The organism is Streptosporangium sp. NPDC050148 (assembly GCF_055586505.1).
Genome location: NZ_JBVJIA010000001.1, coordinates 108842 through 132156 on the forward strand (window position 1 = coordinate 108842; position 23315 = coordinate 132156).

Here is a 23315-nt window from a genome sequence, read left to right on the forward strand (position 1 = left end):
ACGGGTCTCGCAGGTCTCACGGGGCTCGCGGAGCTCACGGGGCTCGCGGGGCTCGCGGAGCTCGCGGGACCGGGGCTCACCGCCCGCTGGGCTGGCTGAAGCGCAGCATGTTGCCCGAAGGGTCGCGGAAGGCGCAGTCGCGAACGCCGTACGGCTGGTCGATCGGCTCCTGCAGCACCTCGCCGCCCGCTGCGCTGATGCGCTCGAAGGTGGCGTCGCAGTCGTCGGTGTGGAAGATGACACCGCGCAGCTGACCCTTGGCCAGCAGCTCCGCCATGGCCGCCTTGTCGGCGGCCGAGGCGTTGGGGTTGGCGATGGGCGGTTCGAGGACGATGTCCACGTCGGGCTGCGACGGCGCGCCCACGGTCACCCAGCGCATCCCCTCGAACCCGACGTCGTTGCGCACCTCCAGGCCGAGAACGTCACGGTAGAAGGGGAGCGCCTTGTCGTGGTCGTCGACGGCGATGAAGCACTGCGAGAGTTTGATTGCCATGTTCCTCACGCTACGGGCGCGGGACGGGTTTGGCTTCTCCGTTCCTGACCGGTCGCGTGTGGATCTTGGCGACGCAGGCCGGGATGGCCGCCCCCTCGTCGTGGCGGCGGGCCCGGTACGCGCTCGGGCTCTCACCGACCAGCTCGGTGAACCGCGAGCTGAACGACCCCAGCGAGGTACAGCCGACCGCGAAGCACACGTCCGTCACCGTCAGGTCCCCCCGCCGCAGCAGCGCCTTGGCCCGCTCGATCCGGCGCGTCATCAGGTAGCTGTACGGCGTCTCCCCGAAGGCGGCGCGGAAACTGCGTGAGAAATGGCCCGGGGACATCAGGGCGGCACGCGCCAGCGCGGGCACGTCGAGCGGCTTCGCGTAGTCGCGATCCACCAGGTCACGGGCCCGGCGCAGCCGGACGAGGTCTTCCAACGTCACGTCACCACCATCCCACAGCCCCGGTGCCGGGTTCGTCCGGCAGGCGGTGACGTGACCCGGAGGGTCCGCCCTTGACGTGAGCGGGCACCTGCCGGAATCTGGGGCGATGACCGTGAACGCGGCGGACCTCGACCTGTCGGAGATCGCGTTCTGGGCGCTGCCCCAGCGGGAGCGCGTCGAGGTCTTCCGGCGGCTCCGCGCGCTCGACCGCCCGATCTTCACCCGGGAGAACACGATCCCCTTCGTCGGGCACGGACCCGGCTACTACGCGCTGGTGCGGCACGCCGACGTCTCGGAGGCGAGCAGGAACGCCGCGGTGTTCAGCAGCGAGCCGACCGCCAACAGCATCGTCGACATGCCCCGCTGGCTGGCCGTCTACTTCGGCTCGATGATCAACATGGACGACCCCCGGCACGCCAGGCTCCGGCGCATCGTCTCCCGGGCCTTCACCCCCCGGGTGCTGGCGAAGATGGAGGAGGACCTCCAGCGGGCGGCGACCCGGATCGTGGACGAGGCGATCGCCGAGGGGCCGGGCGACTTCGTCACCCAGATCGCCGCCCGGCTGCCGGTCCAGGTCATCTGCGACATGATGGGCGTCCCGCCGGAGCTGCACCCCCGCGTGCTGCGCGCCACCAACGTCATCCTCGGCAACGCCGACGCCGAGTACACCGGGATCCAGCCCACCCTGAACCGCTGGAACGTGGCCCGGGGCCTGGTCACCCTGCTGGCCGCCGGGCGCGGGCTGAGCCGGCTGGCGATCAGGCTCGGCCGCGAGCGCCGGGGCACCTCCCGCGACGACCTGGTCGGCATGCTGGTGAACGGCGACGAGCACCTCACCCCCCAGGAACTCGGCTCGTTCTTCATCCTGCTCGTGGTCGCCGGGAGCGAGACCACCCGCAACGCCATCGCGCACGGCCTGCACCTGTTCACCCGGAACCCCGGCCAGCGCGAGCTGCTCGCCGCCGACTTCGAGGGGCACATCCCCGGCGCGGTCGAGGAGATCGTCCGCCACTCCACCCCGGTCATCCAGTTCCGCCGTACCCTCACCCGCGACCACGAGATGGGCGGGCAGCACTACCGCAGGGGCGACAAGGTCCTGCTCTTCTACAACTCCGCCAACCGCGACGAGGCCGTCTTCACCGACCCCGACGTCTTCGACGTCACCCGCCGCCCCAACCCGCACCTGGGGTTCGGCGGCCCCGGTCCCCACTACTGCCTGGGCGCGCACCTGGCCCGGCGGGAGATCACCGTGATGTTCCGGGAGCTGTTCACCCGCCTGCCCGGGATCCGCTCGACGGGCGAGCCCGACCCGCTGCTCTCCAACTTCATCAACGGCGTCAAGCACCTGCCGTACGCCACCTGACCTCGGCCCGGGCGGGCACGGCCGCTTACCAAGCGGATGCTAGGTTGCGTTGCATGGAGATCATCACCGTCACCGCCAACGGCGTCGAGTTCACCTGCCTGACGGCGGGGGAGGGGCCGCTCGCGCTCTGCCTGCACGGCTTCCCCGACACCGCCCACACCTGGCGGCACCTGCTGCCCGAGCTCGCCGGACGCGGCCACCGGGCCGTCGCGCCGTTCATGCGCGGCTACGCTCCCACCTCGATCCCCGCCGACGGCGCCTACGAGGGCGGTGCGCTGGTCGCCGACGCCTGCGCGCTGCACGAGGCGCTCGGCGGTGACGGCGACGCCGTGCTCATCGGCCACGACTGGGGCGCCTTCCCCGTCTACGGCGCCACCGCCCTCGCCCCCGGACGCTGGCGCAGGGCGGTCGCGATGGCGGTGCCCCCGATGGCGTCGATGGCCGAGTCCTTCCTCGACTACGAGCAGCTCAAGCGGTCCTTCTACATCTTCCTCTTCCAGACCTGGGCGGCCGAGGCCGCCGCGTCCCGTCCCGGCTTCATCGAGGGGCTGTGGCGCGACTGGTCACCCGGCTACGACGCGACCGAGGACGTCGCCCTGGTACGGCGCAGCCTGGGCGACCCGGCGAACCTCGCCGCCGCGATCGGCTACTACCGGGCGATGCTCGGCACCGTGCCGCCCACCGGCCGCTACGCCGCCGAGCAGGCCGCGACCGGAGGGCGGGTGCCGATCCTCTACCTGCACGGGGAACGCGACGGCTGCCTGGACGCCGGTCTGACGGCCCGGGCCGCGGACTTCCTCCCGCCCGGCTCCCGGGTGGAACACGTGTCCGGGGCGGGACACTTCCTGCACCTGGAACGGCCCCGGGCGGTCAACGACCTCGTCCTGGACTGGCTGAGCTGAGGATCCTGTGGCAGGATCCATTGAACAGAATGTGGTTCTAGTGGAGGCTGGCGTGACGGTTTCACTCGCGGACATCGACCTGTCGGACATCTCCTTCTGGGAACGTCCGATGGCCGATCGGGAGGCCGCCTTCGCGGTGCTCCGCGCCCAGCCGGGCCCGATCATGTTCGCCGAACCCGAGATCCCCTTCGCCCCGCCCGGCCCCGGCTACTACGCGCTGGTGCGGCACGCCGACATCGTCGAGGCCAGCCGCCGCGCCGACGTCTTCTCCTCGGGCCGGGGGGCGACGTCCATCCAGGACCTCGGCCCGGACTTCAGCGAGTACTTCGGCTCGATGATCAACATGGACGATCCCCGGCACGCCCGGCTCCGCCGGATCGTCTCGCGGGCGTTCACCCCGAAGATGATCAAGCAGTTCGAGGCCGACGTCGAGGCCACCGCCGCGCGGACCGTGGACGAGCTGATCGCCACCGGTCCCGGCTGCGACTTCGTGACCGAGGTGGCCGCCAAGCTCCCGCTGAAGATCATCTGCGACATGATGGGCATCGGCCCCGAGCACTACCAGGCCGTCTTCGACGCCACGAGCATCATCCTGTCGGGCGGTGACCCGGAGTTCATCGCCGACGTCAGCCGCGCCGCCGAGCTCCTCCTGGGCGCCGGCGAGCGGCTCCGCGAACTGGTCATGGCGCTGGCCGCGGAGGGCGGCGACAACCTCACCACCGCCCTGACCAGCGCCAACATCGACGGCGAGAAGCTCACGCTGCAGGAGCTCGGGTCGTTCTTCATCCTGCTGGTGGTGGCGGGCAACGAGACCACCCGCAACGCCATCTCGCACGGCCTGCACCTGTTCACCGAGAACCCCGACCAGCGGGCTCTGCTGCTGGAGGACCTCGACGGGCGCCTGCCCGGCGCAGTCGAGGAGATCGTCCGGCTCGCCTCGCCGGTGGCCTGGATGCGCCGGAGCCTCACCCGCGACCACGAGATGAACGGCCACCTCTACCGCGAGGGCGACAAGGTGGTGCTCTACTACTGGGCCGCCAACCGCGACGAGAGCGTCTTCACCGACCCCTACCGCTTCGACATCCGCCGTACCGAGGGCCCGCACGTCGGCTTCGGCGGGCCCGGCCCGCACTTCTGCCTGGGCGCGCACCTGGCCCGGCGGGAGATCACCGTGATGTTCCGGGAGCTGTTCACCCGCCTGCCCGGGATCCGCTCGGTCGGCGAGCCCGACCGGCTCCGCTCCAGCTTCATCAACGGCATCAAGCACATGGAGTGCGCCTTCTGACCCCCGGGGCCCGGCCCGCCCGAACCCGCGCGCCGGGCCCACCCGCGGGCCTTCTGGACTCGGATCCTCACGGGTGGCGGGTCACCTGGATCGTCTGGATCCCCGGGATCCCCGGGATCCCCGGGATCGCCGGGATCGCCGGGATCGCCGGGATCACTGCCCGGCGGCGCGGATCGACTTGAAGACGGTGTTGATGTCGGGGAGCAGTTCCTTCTTGCTGTCCGGCACCGACATGTAGACGATCGCGGGCAGGTCCGCGCCGGTGTTCACCGCCGCCACGACCATCGTCGTCTTCGCGTCACCCGAGGTGATCTCGTACGCCGACAGCTGCCCGCGCATGCCGTTCACCGTGAGAGTCTGCTGGGCGGTCTTGCGGGCGGTGTTGCCCTCGGGGAAGAACCGCTTGCGACCGGTGGACGCCACCGCGTTGATCACTGGTGCGAGATTGTCCGCCGAGGTGTACCTGCTCTTCAGGCGCTGCGACAGCGGGCCCGACATGATCTGCGCGAACTGCGTCTTGCCTGCGGAGTCCGTGCCCGCGGGGAGGTACTGGCGGGTCGTGAAGCCGTAGGCGGTCGGCACGCTCGGCCGCTGGTCCTGGCGCCACGGAGCGCCGAGCCTGGCCAGGGTGATGCCCGCGGGCTGGTCGGTGAGCCTGCCCTCGACCGGCGAGGCCGTGCCCGTGAAGCGCGGCAGGCGTCCGACGGCGGCGGGCTTGGCCTTCTTCGAGGCGGACGCCGAGGGCTTGGGCTCGGCGGTGGTCTCCTCGGCCGAGGAGAGCGGCCCGGCGAGAAAGGCCCAGAGCACCGCGCCGATCAGGGCGATGGCCACGGAACCGGCCAGCGCGAAGACCCAGATCGGCCTGCCCTGGCCCCCGTCGTTCTCCTCGTCCTCGATCGCCTGGTAGTTCTCGCCGAAGACGGTGTTCCACAGCTGCTGCTGGCGCTCCGGCGGAGGCGTCTTGGGACCGCTGATCTGGCCGGCGGTGACGAACGGCCTGTTCGGGTCGGAGGGGTCGCGACCGAGGTGGTGCCCGGGCTGCCCGGCCTGGCCCGGGTGCACCGGCCGGCCGGGTTGTCCCGGTTGGCCCTGCTGGTGGGGTCCGTTGCCCGGGTGGGCGGCGGGGGCCGTCTCGCCGGGGGAGGACGGGGCGGCGGCCGCGGCCGCGGCGGCCTGGGCCCACATGGCCGGGTTGTCCGGCACGCCGTAGCTGCGCCGCGCGGGCCCGGCGGCCGTACCCGGACCGGCACCGTTCTCGGACCGCGGGCGGTTCGCACCGGCGACGGGAGCGGCACCGTGCTGCGCGGCACCCTGCTGGTCGCCGCCGTGCTGCGGGGCCCCCTGCTGGGCGGTTCCCTGATGGGCCGTTCCCTGCGGGGCGGCACCGTGCGCCGGGGAGGGCGTGGCACCGGCCGGGGGATCGGTCCAGGACACCGAGAACGTGGAGGTCTGCGCATCGGCCGCGTCGGAGGCCTCCCGGGAGGAGGCGGACGGCCAGGCGTCCCCGCTCACCGGCGGGACCGGTGGCCAGGAGGCGCCCTCGACCGGAGGCGCGGGCGGCCAGGCGGTGTTGTCGGCCGGCCGGGGCCCGGCCCCGGCGGAGGCGTCACGTGAGGACGCGCCGGTCTGCCACGGCTCACCCGTGGTACCGGGCGCCTGCCGACCCGCGTCCCTGCCGGCATCCGGCGTCTGCGCCCAGCCGCCGTTCTGCGGACCGCTGTGCTGGGGAGCGCCGTGCTGGGGAGCACCGTGCGGGCCGGCCTGCTGCGGGCCGGTGCCGTACTGGGCGCCGGGGCCGCGGGACGGGCCGTCGTGCCGCGGGCCGAGGGCGTTCGCCCAGCCCTCGCCGTGGGGGGCGGTGGCCTGCGCCCAGGCGTTGTCACCCGGAGAGCCCGGAGAGGAAGGGCCGGGGAAGGTCTGGCCCCGTGGGTCGGTGTGGGAGGCGGGTGGCCATGCGGTGCCCGGCGAGGACGGATGACGGTCCTCGCCGCTCGTCCGCGGCCCGGCTCCGGGGAGCCCCACCCCGAGCGGGTCCGATGCCTGGGGGGCGGATCCGAGCGGGTCCGGTGTCCAGGAGCCCGATCCCTGCGACGGGTCACGGTGGGAGGGGCCGCTCTGGGAGGGGCCGTCGTAGGGACCGCCGTGGGACGGGCCGCTGTCGTAGGGGGCCGGCTGCGGCCGGCCGTTGCCCGGGGAGGTCTGGTGCGACTGCGGGCCGTCGTGACCCCGGCCGCCGTACGGACCCGCCGCGTCCTGCGGACGGCCGCCCGGGGAATCGGGGGTCCCCCAGCCGCCCTGAGCGTCGGGGGCCTGTGCCCGGCCGTCCCACGGGCCGGACGCCTGTTCCCGGTCGTCGTGCCGCGGACCGGAGGTGTTCGCCCAGCCGTCGCCGTGGGGAGTGGTGGCCTGCGCCCAGGCGTTGCCGCCCTGGGAGGCCGGAGAGGCCGGAGTGCCGGCGGCGGAGTGACCGGGGTAGGTCTGGCCCCGCGGGTCGGTCGCGCCGTAGGCGGGGATGCCGTCCTGCGTGGGCGCGGAGGGCGGCCACGCGGTGCCCGGCGAGGACGGGTGACGGTCCTGGCCCTCCGGCCGCGTCCCCGGGGTCGGGGAGCCCAGCCCGAGCGGGTCCGGTGTCCAGGAGCCCGATCCCTGTGACGGGTCACCGTGGGAGGGGCCGCCGTGGGACGGGCCGTTGCCCGGGGAGGTCTGGTGCGGCTGCGGGCCGGAGTCGTGGCCCCGGCCGTGCGTTCCCGCCGCGTCCTGCGGACGGCCGCCCGGGGAATCGGGGGTCCCCCAGCCGCCCTGAGCGTCGGGGGCCTGTGCCCGGCGGTCGCTCTGCGGGCTGAAGGCGTCCGCCCAGCTGTCGCGGGGCGAGCCGGCCGCCCGCCGCCCCTCGTCCTGCGCGGCGGACCCCGTCCATCCACCGTCCTGCGGGCCCGGCCGGCCGCCGGGTACGTCCGGGGCACCGCCCCCGGGAGAGGTCTGCCATGAGCCGTCGCCGCCCCGCGGGCCGTCCTGCGGGCGAGGCAGCCTGGGCCCGGTGCCGAGGGAGTCCTGCGCCCACGAGGGCGCAGGCTCGGCGGCTTCCGGCCATGCCGGAGGCAGGTGGGACTGGCTGGACTGCTCCGAGGCCATGCTTTCCTTACCTCCCGCGCGGGTGCCCGAATTAGGCGTATTGGGCATGGTCTCACGTGAGACGGGGGGGCTCGCAGGGAAACCGGAGAACGCCCCCCTGAACTGGAGCCCGGTGGGATCGGTCGGCGGATCCTGCATGGGCAGGCCGACCTCCAACGGGTCCGGGCCCCCCGGCTCTACTGAATATGCCACGGTTGAAAGAGTAAACGCGAGAGACATACGAGGTCACAACCGGCGCATGGCCGTCGGGTTCCGTACGGCCCGTCATAGGGCGGAAACCCCTATTCTGCCGGTGAACATGGATCGCCGTCCGCCGTTCGCCGTGATCGGGCCCGCTTTGTACGGGCCACGAATATCCCTTGCGGGCTGCGATAGTCTTGCCTTATGCGTGCCGCGACCCTGCTTATCGGGCCGCATCGGCTCTCCCGTCTCTGAGCGCCCTGCCGATGCGGCTGCCCTCCGCGTGAGCGGAGGGTTTTTGTATTGGGCCGGACGGGTCAGGCCATCCACGCGGACACACCCCAAGGGAAGATTGACGTGAACGAGCGAGCCGACATGCAGAGCGACGACCAGCACTATGACCCGCAGGCGTTGCAGGTCAAGTGGCAGCGGCGGTGGGAGGAGCTGGACCCCTTCCGGGCCTCCGACGACCCCGCCGACCCGCGTGAGCGCCGCTACATGCTCGACATGTTCTCCTACCCCTCGGGCGACCTGCACATGGGGCACGCCGAGGTGTTCGCCATCGGTGACGTCATCTCCCGCTACTGGTTCCAGCGTGGTTACAACGTGCTGCACCCCGTCGGGTGGGACTCCTTCGGGCTGCCCGCCGAGAACGCCGCGATCAAGAACAACGCGCACCCGGCGGAGTGGACCTACGCCAACATCGAGACCCAGGCCGGCTCCTACAGGCGCTACGCGATCTCCTTCGACTGGTCGCGCCGCCTGCACACCAGCGACGAGACGTACTACAAATGGACGCAGTGGCTGTTCACCCGCTTCTTCGAGCGCGGCCTGGCCTACCGCAAGGGCGGCCTGGTCAACTGGTGCCCCAACGACCAGACCGTGCTGGCCAACGAGCAGGTCAAGGACGGCAGGTGCGAGCGCTGCGGGGCCGAGGTCATCCGCCGCGAGCTGACCCAGTGGTATTTCAAGATCACTGACTATGCCGACCGGCTGCTGGACGACATGGCGCAGCTGGAGGGCAAGTGGCCCGAGCGCGTGCTGACCATGCAGCGCAACTGGATCGGCCGTTCCGAGGGCGCCGACGTCGACTTCGTGATCGAGGGCCGGGACGAGCCGGTCACCGTCTACACCACCCGCCCCGACACGCTGTACGGCGCGACCTTCTTCGTGGTCGCCCCGGACGCGGCGCTGGCCGAGGAGATCGTCGCCGACGACCGGCGCGAGGCCTTCGAGGCGTACCGGACCGAGGTGTCGAAGCTGTCGGACATCGACCGGTTGTCCACCGAGAAGGAGAAGACCGGCGTCTTCCTGGGCCGGTACGCGATCAACCCGGTCAGCGGCGAGCGCATGCCGGTCTGGGCGGCCGACTACGTGCTCTCCGACTACGGCCACGGCGCCATCATGGCCGTTCCCGCCCACGACCAGCGTGACCTGGACTTCGCCCGCGCCTTCGACCTGCCGGTACGGGTGGTCGTGCACACCGGCCTGGCCGACCCCGGCGAGACCGGTGTCGCCACCTCCGGCGACGGGACGATGGTCAACTCCGGCCCGCTGGACGGCCTGGCCAAGGCCGACGCGATCCGGAAGATCATCGAGGTGCTGAGCGAGCGCGACACCGGCCGCGCGACGGTCAACTTCCGGCTGCGCGACTGGCTGCTGTCCCGCCAGCGTTTCTGGGGCTGCCCGATCCCGATCATCCACTGCGGCGACTGCGGCGAGGTCCCCGTCCCCGACGACCAGCTGCCGGTCACCCTGCCCGACCTGCGCGGTGAGGCCCTGGCGCCCAAGGGCGTCTCCCCGCTGGCCTCGGCCGAGGACTGGGTCAACGTCTCCTGCCCGAAGTGCGGTGGCTCGGCACGGCGCGACACCGACACGATGGACACCTTCGTCGACTCCTCGTGGTACTTCCTGCGCTACGTCGACCCGGCCTACGAGGACGGCCCGTTCGACATCGAGGGCGTCCGCAGGTGGGGCCCGATCGACCAGTACATCGGCGGCGTCGAGCACGCCGTGCTGCACCTGCTGTACGCCAGGTTCTTCACCAAGGTCCTGCACGACATGGGCATGGTCGACTTCGCCGAGCCGTTCACCCGCCTGCTGAACCAGGGGCAGGTCATCAACCAGGGCAAGGCGATGTCCAAGTCCCTGGGCAACGGCGTCGACCTGGGCCAGCAGATCGACGCCCACGGCGTCGACGCGGTACGGCTGACCGTGCTGTTCGCCGGACCGCCCGAGGACGACATCGACTGGGCCGACGTCTCCGCGGCGGCGTCGCAGAAGTTCCTGGCCCGCGCGTTCCGCGTCATGGCCGAGGCGGGCGCGGCCTCGGCCCCCGGCGTCGACGTCACCGCCGGAGACGTGAGCCTGCGCAGGATCGTCCACCACACCGTGGACGAGGTCACGAAGCTGGTCGAGTCCTACCGCTTCAACGTCGCGGTGGCCCGGATGATGGAGCTGACCAGCGCGGCGCGCAAGGCCATCGACTCCGGGCCCGGCGCCGCAGACCCCGCGGTCAGGGAGGCCGCGGAGGCACTGGCGGTCATGCTGTCGCTGGTCGCGCCGTACGCGGCCGAGGAGGGCTGGGAGCGGCTGGGCCACACCGGTTCGGTCGCCCTGGCGGGCTGGCCGGTGGCGGACCCGGCGCTGCTGGTCCAGGAGTCCGTCACCTGTGTCGTCCAGGTCGCGGGCAAGGTGCGCGACAGGCTGGAGGTCTCACCGGAGATCTCCGAGATCGACCTGGAGGCGCTGGCCCTGGGGTCGGAGAAGGTCCGGGCCTTCCTGTCCGGCGAGCCGCGCAAGGTCATCGTCCGCGCGCCCAAGCTGGTCAACATCGTCCCCTGAGCGGTGACCCCGGCCTCTCGCGGGGCGTCCGGACCGGCCGTGACCGGGGAACCGGGGCGGGGAGGGGCCGGGAACCCAGGGCCCCGGCCCTCCGGCCCTGGTTCTGACCCTGACTCGGGGACCCTGACCTTGGCTCAAGGACTCGAACCCTGACCCTGGCTCAAGGACCCGAACCCTGACCGGACCCGGGAGTCCGAGGGGCCGGTGAGAACCGTTGAGAACGCCGATGGGCGGCACCCCCTTCGAGGGGTGCCGCCCATCGGCGTGTACCGCTTCGTGCGACGCGTCGTGTCCCGATGCCCTAGAGCCGTGTGCCCCGGAGCTCGTGTGCCTCAGAGCTTGCGGAGGACCGCCACGACCTTGCCCAGGACGGTGGCCTCGTCACCGGGGATCGGGTCGTAGTTGGGGTTGTGCGGGACCAGCCAGACATGGCCGTCCCTGCGCTTGAAGGTCTTCACGGTGGCCTCACCGTCGATCATCGCCGCGACCACGTCGCCGTTGTCGGCCACGGGCTGCTGGCGCACGACCACCCAGTCGCCGTTGGCGATGGCCGCCTCGATCATCGAGTCACCGGTCACCTGGAGGAGGAAGAGCGTGCCCTCGCCGACGAGCTGCTTGGGCAGCGCGAAGACGTCCTCGATGCTCTCCTCGGCGAGGATCGGGCCACCGGCGGCGATGCGCCCGACCAGCGGCACGTAGGCGGCGGTCGGCCGGCTGACCGGTGCCTCGTCCTGGTCGGAGTCGGGATCCACCCAGAGCACCGGCTCGCCGGGAAGGCGCACCTCGAGGGCGCGGGGCCGGTGCGGGTCACGGCGCAGGTAGCCCTTGCGCTGCAATGCCGTCAACTGGTGCGACACGCTGGAGGTGCTGGTGAGCTGCACGGCCTCACCGATCTCGCGCATGGACGGCGGGTAGCCGCGCTGCTGCACCGAGTCCCGGATCACCTCAAGGATCTTCCGCTGCCTGGGGGTGAGGCCAAGGGAGTCACGCCTTCGCACCGCCAGGTCGCTGACGGCCGAACCGTTCTGGTCGTGCTGGCTCATACGAACTCCTCGCCTCCCGATCTGTATTGAACACGTCGCACACAGCGACCATATCTCGGCCCAAGATCATATTCAAACAATTGTTCGAATGTCCTCGATATCGGCCACGCCGTGGTGTACAACATCGTACGGGAGTTCGATCGACATCGTGTTCGATTCGCCGATCTTTCTTCGACATGTGTTCGGCCAGGTCGAGGGGATGGGGGCCACCATGAAACCGACCACGACGACACCGCGATCCACGTCCGCGTCCCGATCCCGGGCGGCATACCGGTCCTCAGGGGCCTCTGGGGCCTCTGGCGCACCGCGTCTGCGGCTCGTGCCGCCGCCGAGACCGGAGCCGGGGCCGGTGCGGGAGCAGGGTCCGGGGCGAGAGGCGGATCCGGCACGACAGGCGGGCCCGGGGCGAGAGGCGGGCCCGGCCAGACGGACGGGCCCGGCCTGGGAGCCGGGGCCGGGGCGGGAGGCCGACCCGGCGCGCGGGTCCGGGCGTGGCCCCGGAGCGCGTGGCTCCGGAGCGGCCGGAGGGCCCGATCGTGCGCGGACGGCGCGGCGCGGGGGAGCGCCGGCCGGTCCGGCGGGTCCGGGGGGACCGGGTGATTCCGGTGGTGCCGCGGAGGCGGTTCCCGCGCTGTTCCGCTCCGGGGCCCCCCTTTCCGGCTCCCGGCCCGCACCGCCCGGATCCGGCCGTGGGGCCGCCCGCTCCGGCGAGTCCGGACGTGGCCGGGGTGGGCGCGCCGAGACCCGGCGCGGAGCCGCCAGGTCCGGCGCCACCCGGTCCGGCTCCTCCGCTCGGACCGGCACCTCCCGGGCCGATGCCTCGCGGAACGATGCCTCACGGACCGGTGTTCCCGGGCCCGGTGCCTCCCGCTCGGGCGTCGCCCGCTCCGGTGGGCCGGCCGCGCCCGAGGTCGTCCCGTCCCGCCCCGGCCGCTCTCGCCCTGGAAAGCGCTCCGGTACGTCCCGCTCCAGCGCGCCCCGGTCAGGTGTGCCCCGCTCCGGCACGTCCCGCTCCGGCGCCTCCGGGGCCGGTGCTCTCCGGCCGGTCGCGTCCCGGCCCGAGGCGGTCAGGCGGCCTCTCCGGCTCACCCGGCGTGGGAGGATCGTGGCGGCGGTGACGCTGGTGCTGTTCACCCTGGGAGTGCTCTGGATCGGCGGGCGCATCGACACGATCTCGGCGGGCGAGCCGGCCGGAGGGCGGGGCCCGTCCCCGGTCACGGCGCACGTCGGCGACACGCCCTGGAAGGGCGACACGCCGTGGAGGGTCGTGGAGGCGCCGGCGTAGCGGAAGGGCCGTCCCGTTGGTCGGCCGCATCACAGACCCCGGCGGGCCCCGCGGCCCGGCGTTCCGGTCCGGCACCGGACTCGACCTTCTCCGGAGCCTGCTGCCGTAAGGGGGGCGTCTCCGGGCGCGCGATCTCACCGCGCGCCCGGGACCCGCGCCCGGGACCCGCGCCCGGGACGCGAGCGGGGCACGGGTGAAGCGGGCGGGACGGTGGGCGAAGCGGTTGACGTGCGGGCAGGGCGCGGGGGAGGCGGCCGGCCCGGGGGCGGGACGCGGTGGGCGGAACGGGTGAGGCACGACAGAGGCGTGGGCGGAGCGGTGGCGTGCGGGCGGGGCGTGGGTGAAGCGGGTGACCCGGGGGGCGCGAGCACATCGGGCGGACCGGCGACACGCCGGGGAATAACGGCTGATCAGCGACTTCGCGCCGCAAGGTCCTTTCAACTTGCGTTCATGGTCGCGCACTTCTACGGTTGGAACCACAACATCTAGTGGCTGCACCTCAACACTTCACCATAGATTGTGGTTCCATTACCGCCTCTCGACTGATCGAGAGGCGTGCGCGAGCGTATCCGCGCGCGTGTCGTGGGGCGGATGAGGTGGGTGGGCCGCTTCGGCAGGTCAGGAAGGCGGCACACGTGCACTGTCCGTTCTGTCGTCATCCTGACACCCGGGTCATCGACAGCCGGTCCACCGAGGACGGCGGCGCGATCCGCCGCCGGCGCACCTGTCCGGAGTGCGGGCGGAGGTTCACCACGCAGGAGACCGTCCTGCTCATGGTGAGCAAGCGCAGCGGCGTGACCGAACCGTTCTTCAGGGACAAGGTGATCGCCGGGGTCCGGCGGGCGTGTCAGGGACGGTCCGTCGGCGAGGACGCCCTGGCGCAGCTGGGCCAGCGGGTCGAGGAGAGCATCCGGGCCACCGGATGCGCCGAGATCGCGGCCCACGAGGTCGGGCTGGCCATCCTGGGCCCGCTCCGCGAGCTGGACGAGGTGGCGTACCTGCGCTTCGCCTCCGTTTACCGGGGGTTCGAGACCCTGGCGGACTTCGAGGCCGAGATCGAGCAGCTCCGGGCGGAGCGCTCCGCCGAACAGAAGTGAGACAGGCCCCGGGCGCCGGGGGTGAGACGGCGCGTTGGTGTGGTCCGATTCGCGGGCTCTGCGGAGTCCCAGGAGGGGGAAAGTCATGACGGAGACCGTCAGCGGCACAGTGTCACGCGGGGGCAAGCGTCCGCGCAAGGGTCTGAAGATGAAGCGGATCTTCACCACCCCGGGCGTGCATCCCTACGACGAGCTGGCCTGGGAGCGCCGCGACGTCGTCATGACCAACTGGCGCGACGGCTCGGTCAACTTCGAGCAGCGTGACGTGGAGTTCCCCCGGTCCTGGTCGGTCAACGCGGCCAACATCGTGACCACCAAGTACTTCCGCGGCGCGGTCGGCACCCCGCAGCGCGAGTGGAGCCTCAAGCAGCTCGTCGACCGGGTGGTGGGCGTCTACACCAGGACGGCGGTCGAGCACGGCTACTTCGCCACCGACGAGGACGCCGAGATCTTCGACCACGAGCTCAAGCACGCCCTGGTCAACCAGGTCTTCAGCTTCAACTCGCCGGTCTGGTTCAACGTCGGCACCGCCTCGCCCCAGCAGGTGAGCGCCTGCTTCATCCTGGCCGTCGACGACCAGATGGAGTCCATCCTCGACTGGTACAAGGAAGAGGGTGTGATCTTCAAGGGGGGTTCCGGCTCCGGCGTCAACCTCTCCCGGATCCGCTCCTCCAAGGAACTGCTCTCCAGCGGCGGCACCGCCAGCGGCCCGGTCTCCTTCATGCGCGGCGCGGACGCCTCCGCGGGCACCATCAAGTCCGGGGGCGCGACCCGCCGGGCCGCCAAGATGGTCGTCCTCGACGTCGACCACCCCGACATCGAGGAGTTCGTCGAGACCAAGGCCCGCGAGGAGGACAAGGTCCGCGCCCTGCGCGACGCCGGGTTCGACATGGACCTCGGCGGCAAGGACATCGTCTCCGTCCAGTACCAGAACGCCAACAACTCCGTGCGCGTCTCCGACGAGTTCATGCGCGCCGTGGAGAAGGGCGAGAAGTTCGGCCTGCGCGCCCGCCTCACCGGCGAGGTCATCGAGACCGTCGACGCCCGGGACCTGTTCCGCAAGATGGCCAAGGCGGCCTGGGAGTGCGCCGACCCCGGCGTCCAGTACGACGACACGATCAACGACTGGCACACCAGCCCCGAGACGGGCCGCATCACCGCCAGCAACCCCTGCTCGGAGTACCTGCACCTGGACAACTCCTCGTGCAACCTGGCCAGCATCAACCTGCTGAAGTTCCTGAAGGACGACGACACCTTCGACATCGAGAACTTCGTGAAGGTCACCGAGCTGATCATCACCGCGATGGACGTCTCCATCACCTTCGCCGACTTCCCGACCGAGAAGATCGACCAGACCACCCGGGCCTACCGCCAGCTCGGCATCGGCTACGCCAACCTCGGCGCGCTCCTCATGGCCACCGGCCACGCCTACGACTCCGACGGCGGCCGGGCCGTGGCCGGGGCCATCACCTCGCTGATGACCGGCGCCTCCTACCGCCGCAGCGCCGAGCTGGCCGCGGTCGTGGGCCCGTACAACGGCTACGCCCGCAACGCCGACGCGCACAAGCGGGTCATGCGCAAGCACAACGAGGCCAACGAGGCGCTGCGCACCTTCGAGGAGATGGACGGCGCCATCCACCGCGAGGCCTCCCGGCAGTGGGCCGAGTGTCTCAGGCTCGGTGAGCGGAACGGCTACCGCAACGCGCAGGCCTCCCTGCTCGCCCCCACCGGCACCATCGGCCTGATGATGGACTGCGACACCACCGGCATCGAGCCCGACCTGGCCCTGGTCAAGTTCAAGAAGCTCGTCGGCGGCGGCTCCATGCAGATCGTCAACCAGACGATCCCGCGCGCGCTCCGGCAGCTGGGCTACCCCGAGGAGCAGGTCGAGGCGATCGTCGAGTTCATCGCCGAGCACGGCCACGTGGTCGACGCCCCCGGCCTGAGCCGCGAGCACTACGAGGTGTTCGACTGCGCCATGGGCGAGCGCGCGATCGCCCCCATGGGCCACGTCCGGATGATGGCCGCGGCCCAGCCGTTCCTGTCCGGCGCCATCTCCAAGACCGTCAACCTGCCCGAGTCCGCGACGGTCGAGGACATCGAGCAGGTCTACATGGAGGGCTGGAAGCTCGGCCTCAAGGCCCTGGCGGTCTACCGCGACAACTGCAAGGTCGGCCAGCCGCTGTCCGCCTCGGGACGCAAGACCGAGGACCGCAAGGCCGAGGAGAAGGCGGCCGCCACGGCCCAGCCGGAGATCAAGGTCGTGGAGATCAGCCGCCCGACCCGCCGCCGGATGCCGAACCAGCGCCCCAGCACCACCACCCGCTTCACCGTGGGCGGCGCCAAGGGGTACATGACCGCCTCCTCCTACCCCGACGACGGCCTCGGTGAGGTCTTCCTGAAGATGTCCAAGCAGGGCTCGACCCTCGCCGGTGTCATGGACGCCTTCTCGGTGGCGATCTCCATCGGCCTGCAGTACGGGGTGCCGCTGGAGACGTACGTGGGCAAGTTCGTCAACATGCGCTTCGACCCGGCCGGGATGACCGACGACCCGGACGTGCGCATCGCGGCCTCGGTGATGGACTACATCTTCCGCCGCCTGGCCCTGGACCACCTGCCCTACGACGACCGCGCAGCCCTGGGCATCTTCTCCGCCTCCGAGCGGGCGGCCCAGCAGCGGGGTGAGGATCCGGCGCCGATCCGCACCGAGGAGGTCATCGCCGAACTCGCCACGTCGGCCCCGATCGAGGAGCCGCAGGCCCCGATCGAGGAGCCGCAGGCCCGCGTGGAGGCGGTGCCCGCGCAGGCCCCGCGCCGCACCGGCTCGCTGGAGTCCCACGAGGGCCGCACCGCCGACGCGCCGCTCTGCATGACCTGCGGCACCACGATGCGTCCCGCCGGAAGCTGCTACGTCTGCGAGGGCTGCGGTTCCACCAGCGGCTGCAGCTGATCCCGGGCAGGGGGGAGCGGCGCCCGCACAGCGCCCCATGACGAGAAAGGGGGCCGGAGTCGAGTCCGGCCCCCTTTCGGCGTCTCTGGGACGAGGATGAGCCGCCGGACATGTCGGATGTGCCTTGCCTTGCGGGTTTTTGATTGCGGGCGCCCGGCCGGGGTAGTCGGCCCGAGGCCGTCGCAACGGCGGACGCCCGGCCCCTGGGGCCGGATGCCCGCCGCGACGCGGGCGGTGAGGTCACGCGCGGTGCGGGAGCCCGCGTGACACCATCGCCTCCGCGGTACGAACGCGCTTCGAGGAAAGGTGAGAACGTGTCAAGCAACTCTGGACAGACCGGTTCCAAGGCGGCGTCGGCCGCCGCCGCGACGCTGAACGACTCCGGCTCGACCAAGGAGGAGAAGTCCGCCGCGGCCAGCGCGCTGTCGCAGGCTCCGCAGAGCCAGGGGGAGACCGGTTCCGAGGCGGCGTCGGCCGCCGCCAAGACGCTGAACGACTCCGACTCGACCAAGCAGGAGAAGTCCGCCGCGGCCAGCGCGCTGTCGCAGACGCCGTCGGACTCCGACAAGAAGTAGACGTCCGCGGTCTCCGGCAGGGGACGCCGGCGGAGCGACGACGGCGGGTCGTCCGGGACCACCCCGGCCGGCCCGTCGTTCACGCCGGTGACGCCCCCCGGCCCGTACAGGAAGGAACAGTACGGGAAAGGGCCGTGCGGGAACGGCGACGAGAACCCGCGGCCGGTGCGGTGGCCCGGGAGAGGCCGGCGCGGTGGCCCGGGGAGAGCCGGTGCGGAGGCTCAGGGGGCGGGCAGCCGGTTGACGGCGTGGTCGCCGCTGCCCCAGAGATACTGCACGGCGTACGAACGCCAGGGCCGCCAGGCGGACGCGCGGCCGGTGAGCGCGGCCGGGGTGACGGGAAGGCCCGCCCTGCGGGCGGCGGCGCGGACCCCCAGGTCGGTGGGGAGGAAGGCGTCCGGATCGCCCAGGGCGCGCATCGCGATGGTCTCGACGGTCCACGGCCCGAATCCCGGCAGTGCGGACAACTGCGCGCGAACCCGGTCGCGGTCGGCACCGAGGTCGATCCCACCGGAGGCCAGCGCGGAGATCAGCCCGATGAGGGTGGCGCGGCGCGCCCGGGGGAGGGCGAGCGCCGAGGGGTCCAGCGAGGACAGCTCCTGCGGTGAGGGGAACAGGTGGGTGAGGCCCCCGGCCTCGTCCGCGATCGGTACGCCGTGGGCGGTGACCAGCCGGGCGGCGTGGGTGCGGGCGGCGGCGGTGGAGACCTGCTGGCCGAGCACCGCGCGTACCGCGAGTTCCGCAGGGTCGACCGTACGGGGCACCCGGCGGCCCGGGGCTCCGGCCACCAGGGGGGGCCAGCGCCGGGTCCTCGGCCAGGAGCCCGTCCACGACGGCGGGGTCGGCGTCCAGGTCGAGCAGGTCACGGCACCGGGCGATCGCGACGGGCCCGTCGCGGAGATCGGTGAGGTTCAGCACGCAGCCGACGTGCCCGGTCATCGGCCGCAGCGCGACGACGCCGTGGCCGTACGGGAGCCGCAGGGTACGGCGGTAGGCGCCGTCCCGCCACTCCTCCACGCCGGGTACGGCGGTCGCGGCGAGGTGCCCGAACAGGCCGTCCACGCGGAGAGGCGCGCGGAACGGCAGCCGCAGCGACAGGACACCGGCGCCCTCGGCGGGGCCTGCGTTCCCGGTGCTCCCGGCATTCCCGGTGGACCCGGTGGACCCGGCGGACCCGGTGTGCCGCGTGCGCCGTCCCGTCTCTTCGTGCATGCCACCAGCATCGCCGGTGCCCGTCCGGGACGGAGCCGCACCCCTGGAAACGCAGAAAGACCCGCCCCGGGCGGGTCTTCTTCGTGGCGGGGATCAGGCGGCGGGGGCCGGGCCGCTCGTCCGTGGGAAGAGCAGCACGTTGCGGCCGGTGTAGGCGCCGAGATCGATCACCTTGGCGTCCCCGGGCGCCCTGCGACGCGACGCGGAACGGATATCCCTGATCTTGAGCCGTGCGACGTACGGTGGCACGACCACAAGTCTCCTCATTGAGCCCCCTGGCGTGATGGTTCCGTTATAAGAAGTTTTTACAGACCTGTCCATAAAACTGTCGTAAAGACCGGATCAGTAGGGGAGCCGACGTCCCGAGGGGGACCGCAGGTCCAGGCCGGGGGTGCGATCCGACCAGCGTGTTCTTCGCCGCCGGACGATCCTGACGCGTCGCATGATCTGCTTCCTTTCCCGGGTTCGTTCCGCTTCGCCGTGTTCGACGTCGCTCGCGCGGCCTTCCCGCCGACCGTGCGGAGCAAACCTAGCCCGCCCCACCCATTGGATCAACCGCTTTCGCCACGCGGAGCGTCCGACCTCGTACACAGGGTGACGGCCGGGAGGTGTCATGGTGGGCACCTGTTTCCCGGCTCGCACGCGCGGCGTGCGGGCGCGCCGGTGCGAGCCCGGATACTGTGACCACGGCCGGTCCCGGGCGTCCCCGAGTCTCCGAACGGCCCGCCCCGCCATGCCGGGAACGGGCATCCTGGAGCACGTCCCCGGCGCCGCCGCCCGGGCCCCGACCTGCCGGTGGCCCGGCGGCGGCCGGGTGGCCGGGAGGGGTTCCGCACCGTTCAGGCAAGGAGGGTCAGGCATGTCCCGGGTGGGCGAACATCCCGAGAGCATCCCGCGAACCTCTCGGTCCCGCCGGGCGTCCAAACCACCGTTGAACGGAGTGTGAGTTGAGCACGACACTTATCGACGGTGATCCGCAACGCCTGGGTGACTATTGGCTGGCCGGCCGGCTGGGCGCGGGCGGACAGGGCGTCGTCTACGAGGCGTACGACGCCGACGGGCGGCGGGTGGCCGTGAAGGTCCTGCACGGCGACGCCGGTGCCGACCCGGAACTGCGCGAGCGGTTCGGGCGCGAGGCCGCGGCGGCCCGCCGCGTCTCCTCGTTCTGCACGGCGGGGGTGCTGGACGCCGACCTGGACGGGCCCCGGCCGTACATCGTCAGCGAGTACGTCGAGGGCCCCAGCCTGCGCAAGGCGGTGGCCGAGGGGCGCCGCTTCACCGGGGGCGACCTGCACCGCCTGGGGACCGCGATCGCCACCGCGCTGACGGCCGTGCACGAGGCCGGGGTGATCCACCGCGACCTCAAGCCCGACAACGTCCTGCTGGGCCCGGACGGCCCCCGCGTGATCGACTTCGGGATCGCCCGGACGATCGACATGTCGCTGACCGCGACCGGCATGGTGGCGGGCACCCCGACCTACATGGCCCCCGAGATCTTCATGGGCCAGCGCGCGACCACCGCCGTGGACGTCTTCGCCTGGGGCGGGATCATGGTCTTCGCCGCGACGGGCGCCGACCCGTTCCGGGCGGAGAGCCTGGGCGGGGTCATGCACCGCGTGCTGTCGGTCCAGCCCCAGCTGGACATCCTGCCCGAGCACCTGCGGCCGTTCGTCGCCGCCTCGCTGGCCAAGGACCCCGCCTCCAGGCCCACCGCCAGGGACCTGCTGCTCGCCCTGGTCAGCGGGGACGGGGCCATCGACACGCCCAGGCTGCTGGCCGCCGGCAGCGACGCGGGCGCCCAGATCCGCGCCACCTCCGCCGACCCCGCGCTCGGCACCCTCGCCGAGGACGCCTACGCCGGGCTCGGCCCGGCCGAGCGGGAGCTGGCCCCCGAGGTCTTCCTGCGGCTGGTCACCGTCGACGACGACGGCCGCCTGCTGGTCCGGCAGGCACAGTGGTCCGAGCTCCTCGACGGGAGGCAGGAGGCCGAGGCGGCCGCGGTCCGCCGCCTGCTGAAGGTCTTCGCCTACCTGGTCACCCACGACGAGCGGGAGGTGTGGCTGTCGCGTCCCGCGCTGCCGCAGGCCTGGCCGCGGCTGCGCATGTGGGTCCAGGCCAACCGGGACGGCCTGGCCGTGCACCGCGGGATCCTCGCCGCCGCGCGCCGCTGGCAGACCCAGGGCCGCAAGGACGGCGACCTGTTCCAGGGCAGCAGCCTGGAGAACGCCATGCACTGGGCGGCCACCGGCCGCCGCAACATCACGCTCAGCCCGATCGAGCGCGACTTCCTGGAGGCGGGCGCCGCCCTGACCCGGCGCCGCGCCCGCCGCAACCGGGCGCTGTCGGCCACGCTGGCCGTGCTGCTGGTGGTCGCCCTGGCCGCCGGGGCGCTGGCCGTGCAGCAGAGCAGGGTGGCAGACGCCCGCAGCACCGTCATCGCCTCCCAGCGCGACGAGGCCACCGCCGCCCGGCTGGCGGCGACGGCCGACACGCTGCGGGTCGCCGAACCGGTCACGGCCATGCTGCTCAGCGTGGCCGCCTGGCGGCTGGCGCCGGTGCCCGAGGCCAGGGCGAGCCTGGCCGGCTCCCTGGTCCAGCGCGAGACGGCCACCTTCCGCGACCCCGACCCCGGGATACAGACCCTCAGGGAACTGAGCGCCGACGGGCGCACGCTCGTCAGTGCGAGCGACGGCGAGGCGCGGTTCTGGGACGTGCGGACCGGCCGGCGCGTCGGCCGCGTCACCGGCCTCGGCGACGACCTGCGGGAGATCGCGCTGAGCCCGGGCGGCAGGCTGCTGGCCGTGGCCGACGGCACGAGGCTGAGGGTCTGGAACGTACGGACCGGCAGGCCGACCGGCGCCGGACTCACCGTCGGCGCCCCCGGCATGGGCGGCGACCTCGGCGTGCGGTTCGGGCGCTCCGACGACTGGCTCGTGATCACTGAGGGGGAGGCCAACACCGTCTGGAACCTCACCACCGGGGAGAAGCGGTCCGTGCCCGTCGCGGGCGTCAACTTCGACGTCTCCGCCGACGGAACCCGGATCGTCGCCGGTGGCCTGGAGAGCACGGCGACCGCGTTCACCCTGGACGACCTGCGCAGGATCCCGCTCGGCGGGCGCTGCGCGTGCGTGCCGAACGTGGCCTACAGCCCGGACGGCGCGACCGTCGCGGTCCTGAGGGGGCGGCGGGCCGAGCTGCGCGACGCCTCCACCGGCGCGAAGCTGGATCGCTCCTTCGAGTTCGACGAGGACGTCGCCGAGAGCCACCTCGTCTTCAGCCCGGACGGGCGTTTCCTGGCCCTGGCGACCCACACGGCCCTGCGCGTCTGGCGGGTCCGGGACGCCCAGCCGCTGCTCACCCAGAGGATCGACGCCTACCTGCCCGTCCTGGCCTTCGACCCGGACGGGCGCACCCTGCGGTACTTCACCGAGGACGCGGTGACCGCCCTCGACATCTCCGGGCTGACCGATCCGGTCACGCTCAAGGGGGCCGGCACCCACTGGGCGGCGCTGAGCCCCGACGGGCGGCTGCTCGCCTCCAGGGCCGAGGGGGCGGGCGAGATCGTGATCCGGGACGTCCGGTCGCGCGCCAGGAAGGGCTCGCTGCCGATCGAGCTCGAAGGGGCCGGTGGCGCCTTCGAGATGGCCTTCAGCGGCGACGGCCGGCGGCTGACGGCCGTCACCGGCGTCGACGACTCCGAGCTGGCCGTCTGGGACACCGCCACCTTCAAGAGGATCGCCTCCTTCGGCGTCACCCGTGACGGTACGGCGTCGGCCCTGGCGATCAGCGCCGACGGCACCGCCGTGGCCGCCTACACCCTCTACCACGACGCGGACGTCGAACCGGACGGGGAGATCCACGTCTGGGACGTGCCCGGCGGGCGGCTGCGCTGGTCGCGGCCCCAGACGATCGTCGAACGGCTGACGTTCAGCCCGGACGGCGAGACGCTCGCGGTCGCCGGTGGCGACCACCGGCTGCTGAACGCGAGGACCGGCAAGCCGTTCGGCCAGACCTACGGCTCGCCCAGCATCGGCATCCAGACGACGGCGCTGGCCTTCTCCGGGGACGGCGCCCGCTTCGCCACGGTCGATCAGACCATGCGGATGTCGGTGTTCGAGACCCGCGGACGGCAGCGGGTGGGCACCCTGATCCGCGGCGAGCGGGGCACGGGGACGACGGCGCGTACGGGACTGGCGTACTCCCCCCGCGGTGACGTCATCGCCGCGGCGGCGAGCGAGCGGTCGGTGGGGGTGTGGGACGTCGAGACCGGGCGTCGTCTCGGCCCGCCGATCGCGGTGCAGCCCGGTGACCTCCGCTCCCTGGCGTTCGGCTCCGGCGGGGACGCCCTGGTCCTCGTCGACTCGGACGGCACCCTGACCGAGCATCCGGTCGCCCCGGCCGCGGTGGCCCGCGCCGTCTGCGAACGGGCGGGCCGTACCCTGTCGCGCGAGGAGTGGCGCGCCCACCTGGGGGATCTTCCCTACCGCGACGTCTGTCCCGCCTGAGGAGAACTTTCACCCCCCG

15 protein-coding genes and 1 pseudogene are annotated in these 23315 nt (G+C 72.5%); 9 read left to right on the forward strand and 7 right to left on the reverse strand.

The genetic code is table 11. From position 1 onward, the window contains the following. Positions 1-76 precede the first annotated feature (76 nt). Both ACZ6RT_RS00500 and ACZ6RT_RS00505 read right to left on the reverse strand, forming a co-directional pair. The gene (locus ACZ6RT_RS00500) at positions 77-493 is read right to left on the reverse strand and encodes a VOC family protein (protein WP_399187049.1); all 417 of its coding nucleotides are present in this window, start codon (positions 491-493) and stop codon (positions 77-79) included. Between the two features lie 10 nt (positions 494-503). Beyond that, the gene (locus ACZ6RT_RS00505; protein ID WP_399187048.1) at positions 504-923 is read right to left on the reverse strand and encodes a helix-turn-helix transcriptional regulator; all 420 of its coding nucleotides are present in this window, start codon (positions 921-923) and stop codon (positions 504-506) included. 106 nt (positions 924-1029) lie between these two features. Here ACZ6RT_RS00505 and ACZ6RT_RS00510 point away from each other — a divergent pair, with 106 nt between their 5' ends. Genes ACZ6RT_RS00510 through ACZ6RT_RS00520 form a run of 3 tightly spaced genes read left to right on the forward strand, consistent with a single transcriptional unit; the run spans position 1030 to position 4473 of the window. Further along, positions 1030-2286 (forward strand): cytochrome P450, encoded by a 1257-nt coding sequence (locus ACZ6RT_RS00510; protein ID WP_470151569.1) that lies wholly within the window; start codon positions 1030-1032, stop codon positions 2284-2286. Positions 2287-2339: 53 nt separating this feature from the next. Further along, positions 2340-3188, forward strand: a complete 849-nt coding sequence (locus ACZ6RT_RS00515; protein WP_470151571.1) for an alpha/beta fold hydrolase — start codon at positions 2340-2342, stop codon at positions 3186-3188. Positions 3189-3240: 52 nt separating this feature from the next. Continuing rightward, a complete protein-coding gene (locus ACZ6RT_RS00520; RefSeq protein ID WP_399187044.1) occupies positions 3241-4473 on the forward strand; it encodes a cytochrome P450 in 1233 nt (410 codons plus the stop codon). A gap of 153 nt (positions 4474-4626) precedes the next feature. Here ACZ6RT_RS00520 and ACZ6RT_RS00525 read toward each other — a convergent pair whose 3' ends face one another. Then, positions 4627-7605: a hypothetical protein gene (locus tag ACZ6RT_RS00525; protein WP_470151574.1), complete on the reverse strand. Its 2979-nt coding sequence runs from the start codon at positions 7603-7605 to the stop codon at positions 4627-4629. A 555-nt stretch (positions 7606-8160) separates the two neighbouring features. Here ACZ6RT_RS00525 and leuS point away from each other — a divergent pair. Beyond that, entirely contained in the window at positions 8161-10629 is a 2469-nt protein-coding gene (leuS, locus tag ACZ6RT_RS00530) for a leucine--tRNA ligase (protein ID WP_470151864.1), read from the forward strand. A 332-nt stretch (positions 10630-10961) separates the two neighbouring features. Here the strand turns inward: leuS and lexA are convergent, their stop codons facing one another. Beyond that, positions 10962-11672, reverse strand: a complete 711-nt coding sequence (gene lexA / locus ACZ6RT_RS00535) for a transcriptional repressor LexA (RefSeq protein WP_399187042.1) — start codon at positions 11670-11672, stop codon at positions 10962-10964. A 1105-nt stretch (positions 11673-12777) separates the two neighbouring features. Between lexA and ACZ6RT_RS00540 the strand changes: the two genes are divergently transcribed. The 4 genes from ACZ6RT_RS00540 (at position 12778) to ACZ6RT_RS00555 (ending at position 17579) form a co-directional block, all read left to right on the forward strand. Then, complete coding sequence (locus tag ACZ6RT_RS00540; protein WP_470151575.1) at positions 12778-12957, forward strand: hypothetical protein; 180 nt, start codon at positions 12778-12780, stop codon at positions 12955-12957. A gap of 635 nt (positions 12958-13592) precedes the next feature. Then, a complete protein-coding gene (nrdR, locus tag ACZ6RT_RS00545) occupies positions 13593-14054 on the forward strand; it encodes a transcriptional regulator NrdR (protein WP_362811726.1) in 462 nt (153 codons plus the stop codon). 85 nt (positions 14055-14139) lie between these two features. Next, a complete protein-coding gene (locus ACZ6RT_RS00550; RefSeq protein ID WP_470151578.1) occupies positions 14140-17004 on the forward strand; it encodes a vitamin B12-dependent ribonucleotide reductase in 2865 nt (954 codons plus the stop codon). Positions 17005-17318: 314 nt separating this feature from the next. Next, positions 17319-17579 (forward strand): hypothetical protein, encoded by a 261-nt coding sequence (locus ACZ6RT_RS00555; RefSeq protein ID WP_399187039.1) that lies wholly within the window; start codon positions 17319-17321, stop codon positions 17577-17579. 221 nt (positions 17580-17800) lie between these two features. On the opposite strand, the gene ACZ6RT_RS00560 is transcribed toward ACZ6RT_RS00555, so the two are convergent. From ACZ6RT_RS00560 to ACZ6RT_RS00570, 3 genes and pseudogenes are all read right to left on the reverse strand, one after another. Then, complete coding sequence (locus ACZ6RT_RS00560; RefSeq protein ID WP_470151579.1) at positions 17801-18445, reverse strand: DNA-3-methyladenine glycosylase family protein; 645 nt, start codon at positions 18443-18445, stop codon at positions 17801-17803. Next, positions 18411-18791, reverse strand: a pseudogene (locus ACZ6RT_RS00565) (AlkA N-terminal domain-containing protein); the annotation flags it as partial. The gene ACZ6RT_RS00560 and the pseudogene ACZ6RT_RS00565, both read right to left, overlap by 35 nt. Before the next feature lie 93 nt (positions 18792-18884). Further along, positions 18885-19058, reverse strand: coding sequence for a hypothetical protein (locus tag ACZ6RT_RS00570; protein ID WP_344896255.1), 174 nt, complete (start codon positions 19056-19058; stop codon positions 18885-18887). Positions 19059-19738: 680 nt separating this feature from the next. On the opposite strand from ACZ6RT_RS00570, the gene ACZ6RT_RS00575 reads away from it, so the two are divergent. Further along, positions 19739-23296: a WD40 repeat domain-containing serine/threonine protein kinase gene (locus ACZ6RT_RS00575; protein WP_470151581.1), complete on the forward strand. Its 3558-nt coding sequence runs from the start codon at positions 19739-19741 to the stop codon at positions 23294-23296. Positions 23297-23315: the final 19 nt, after the last annotated feature.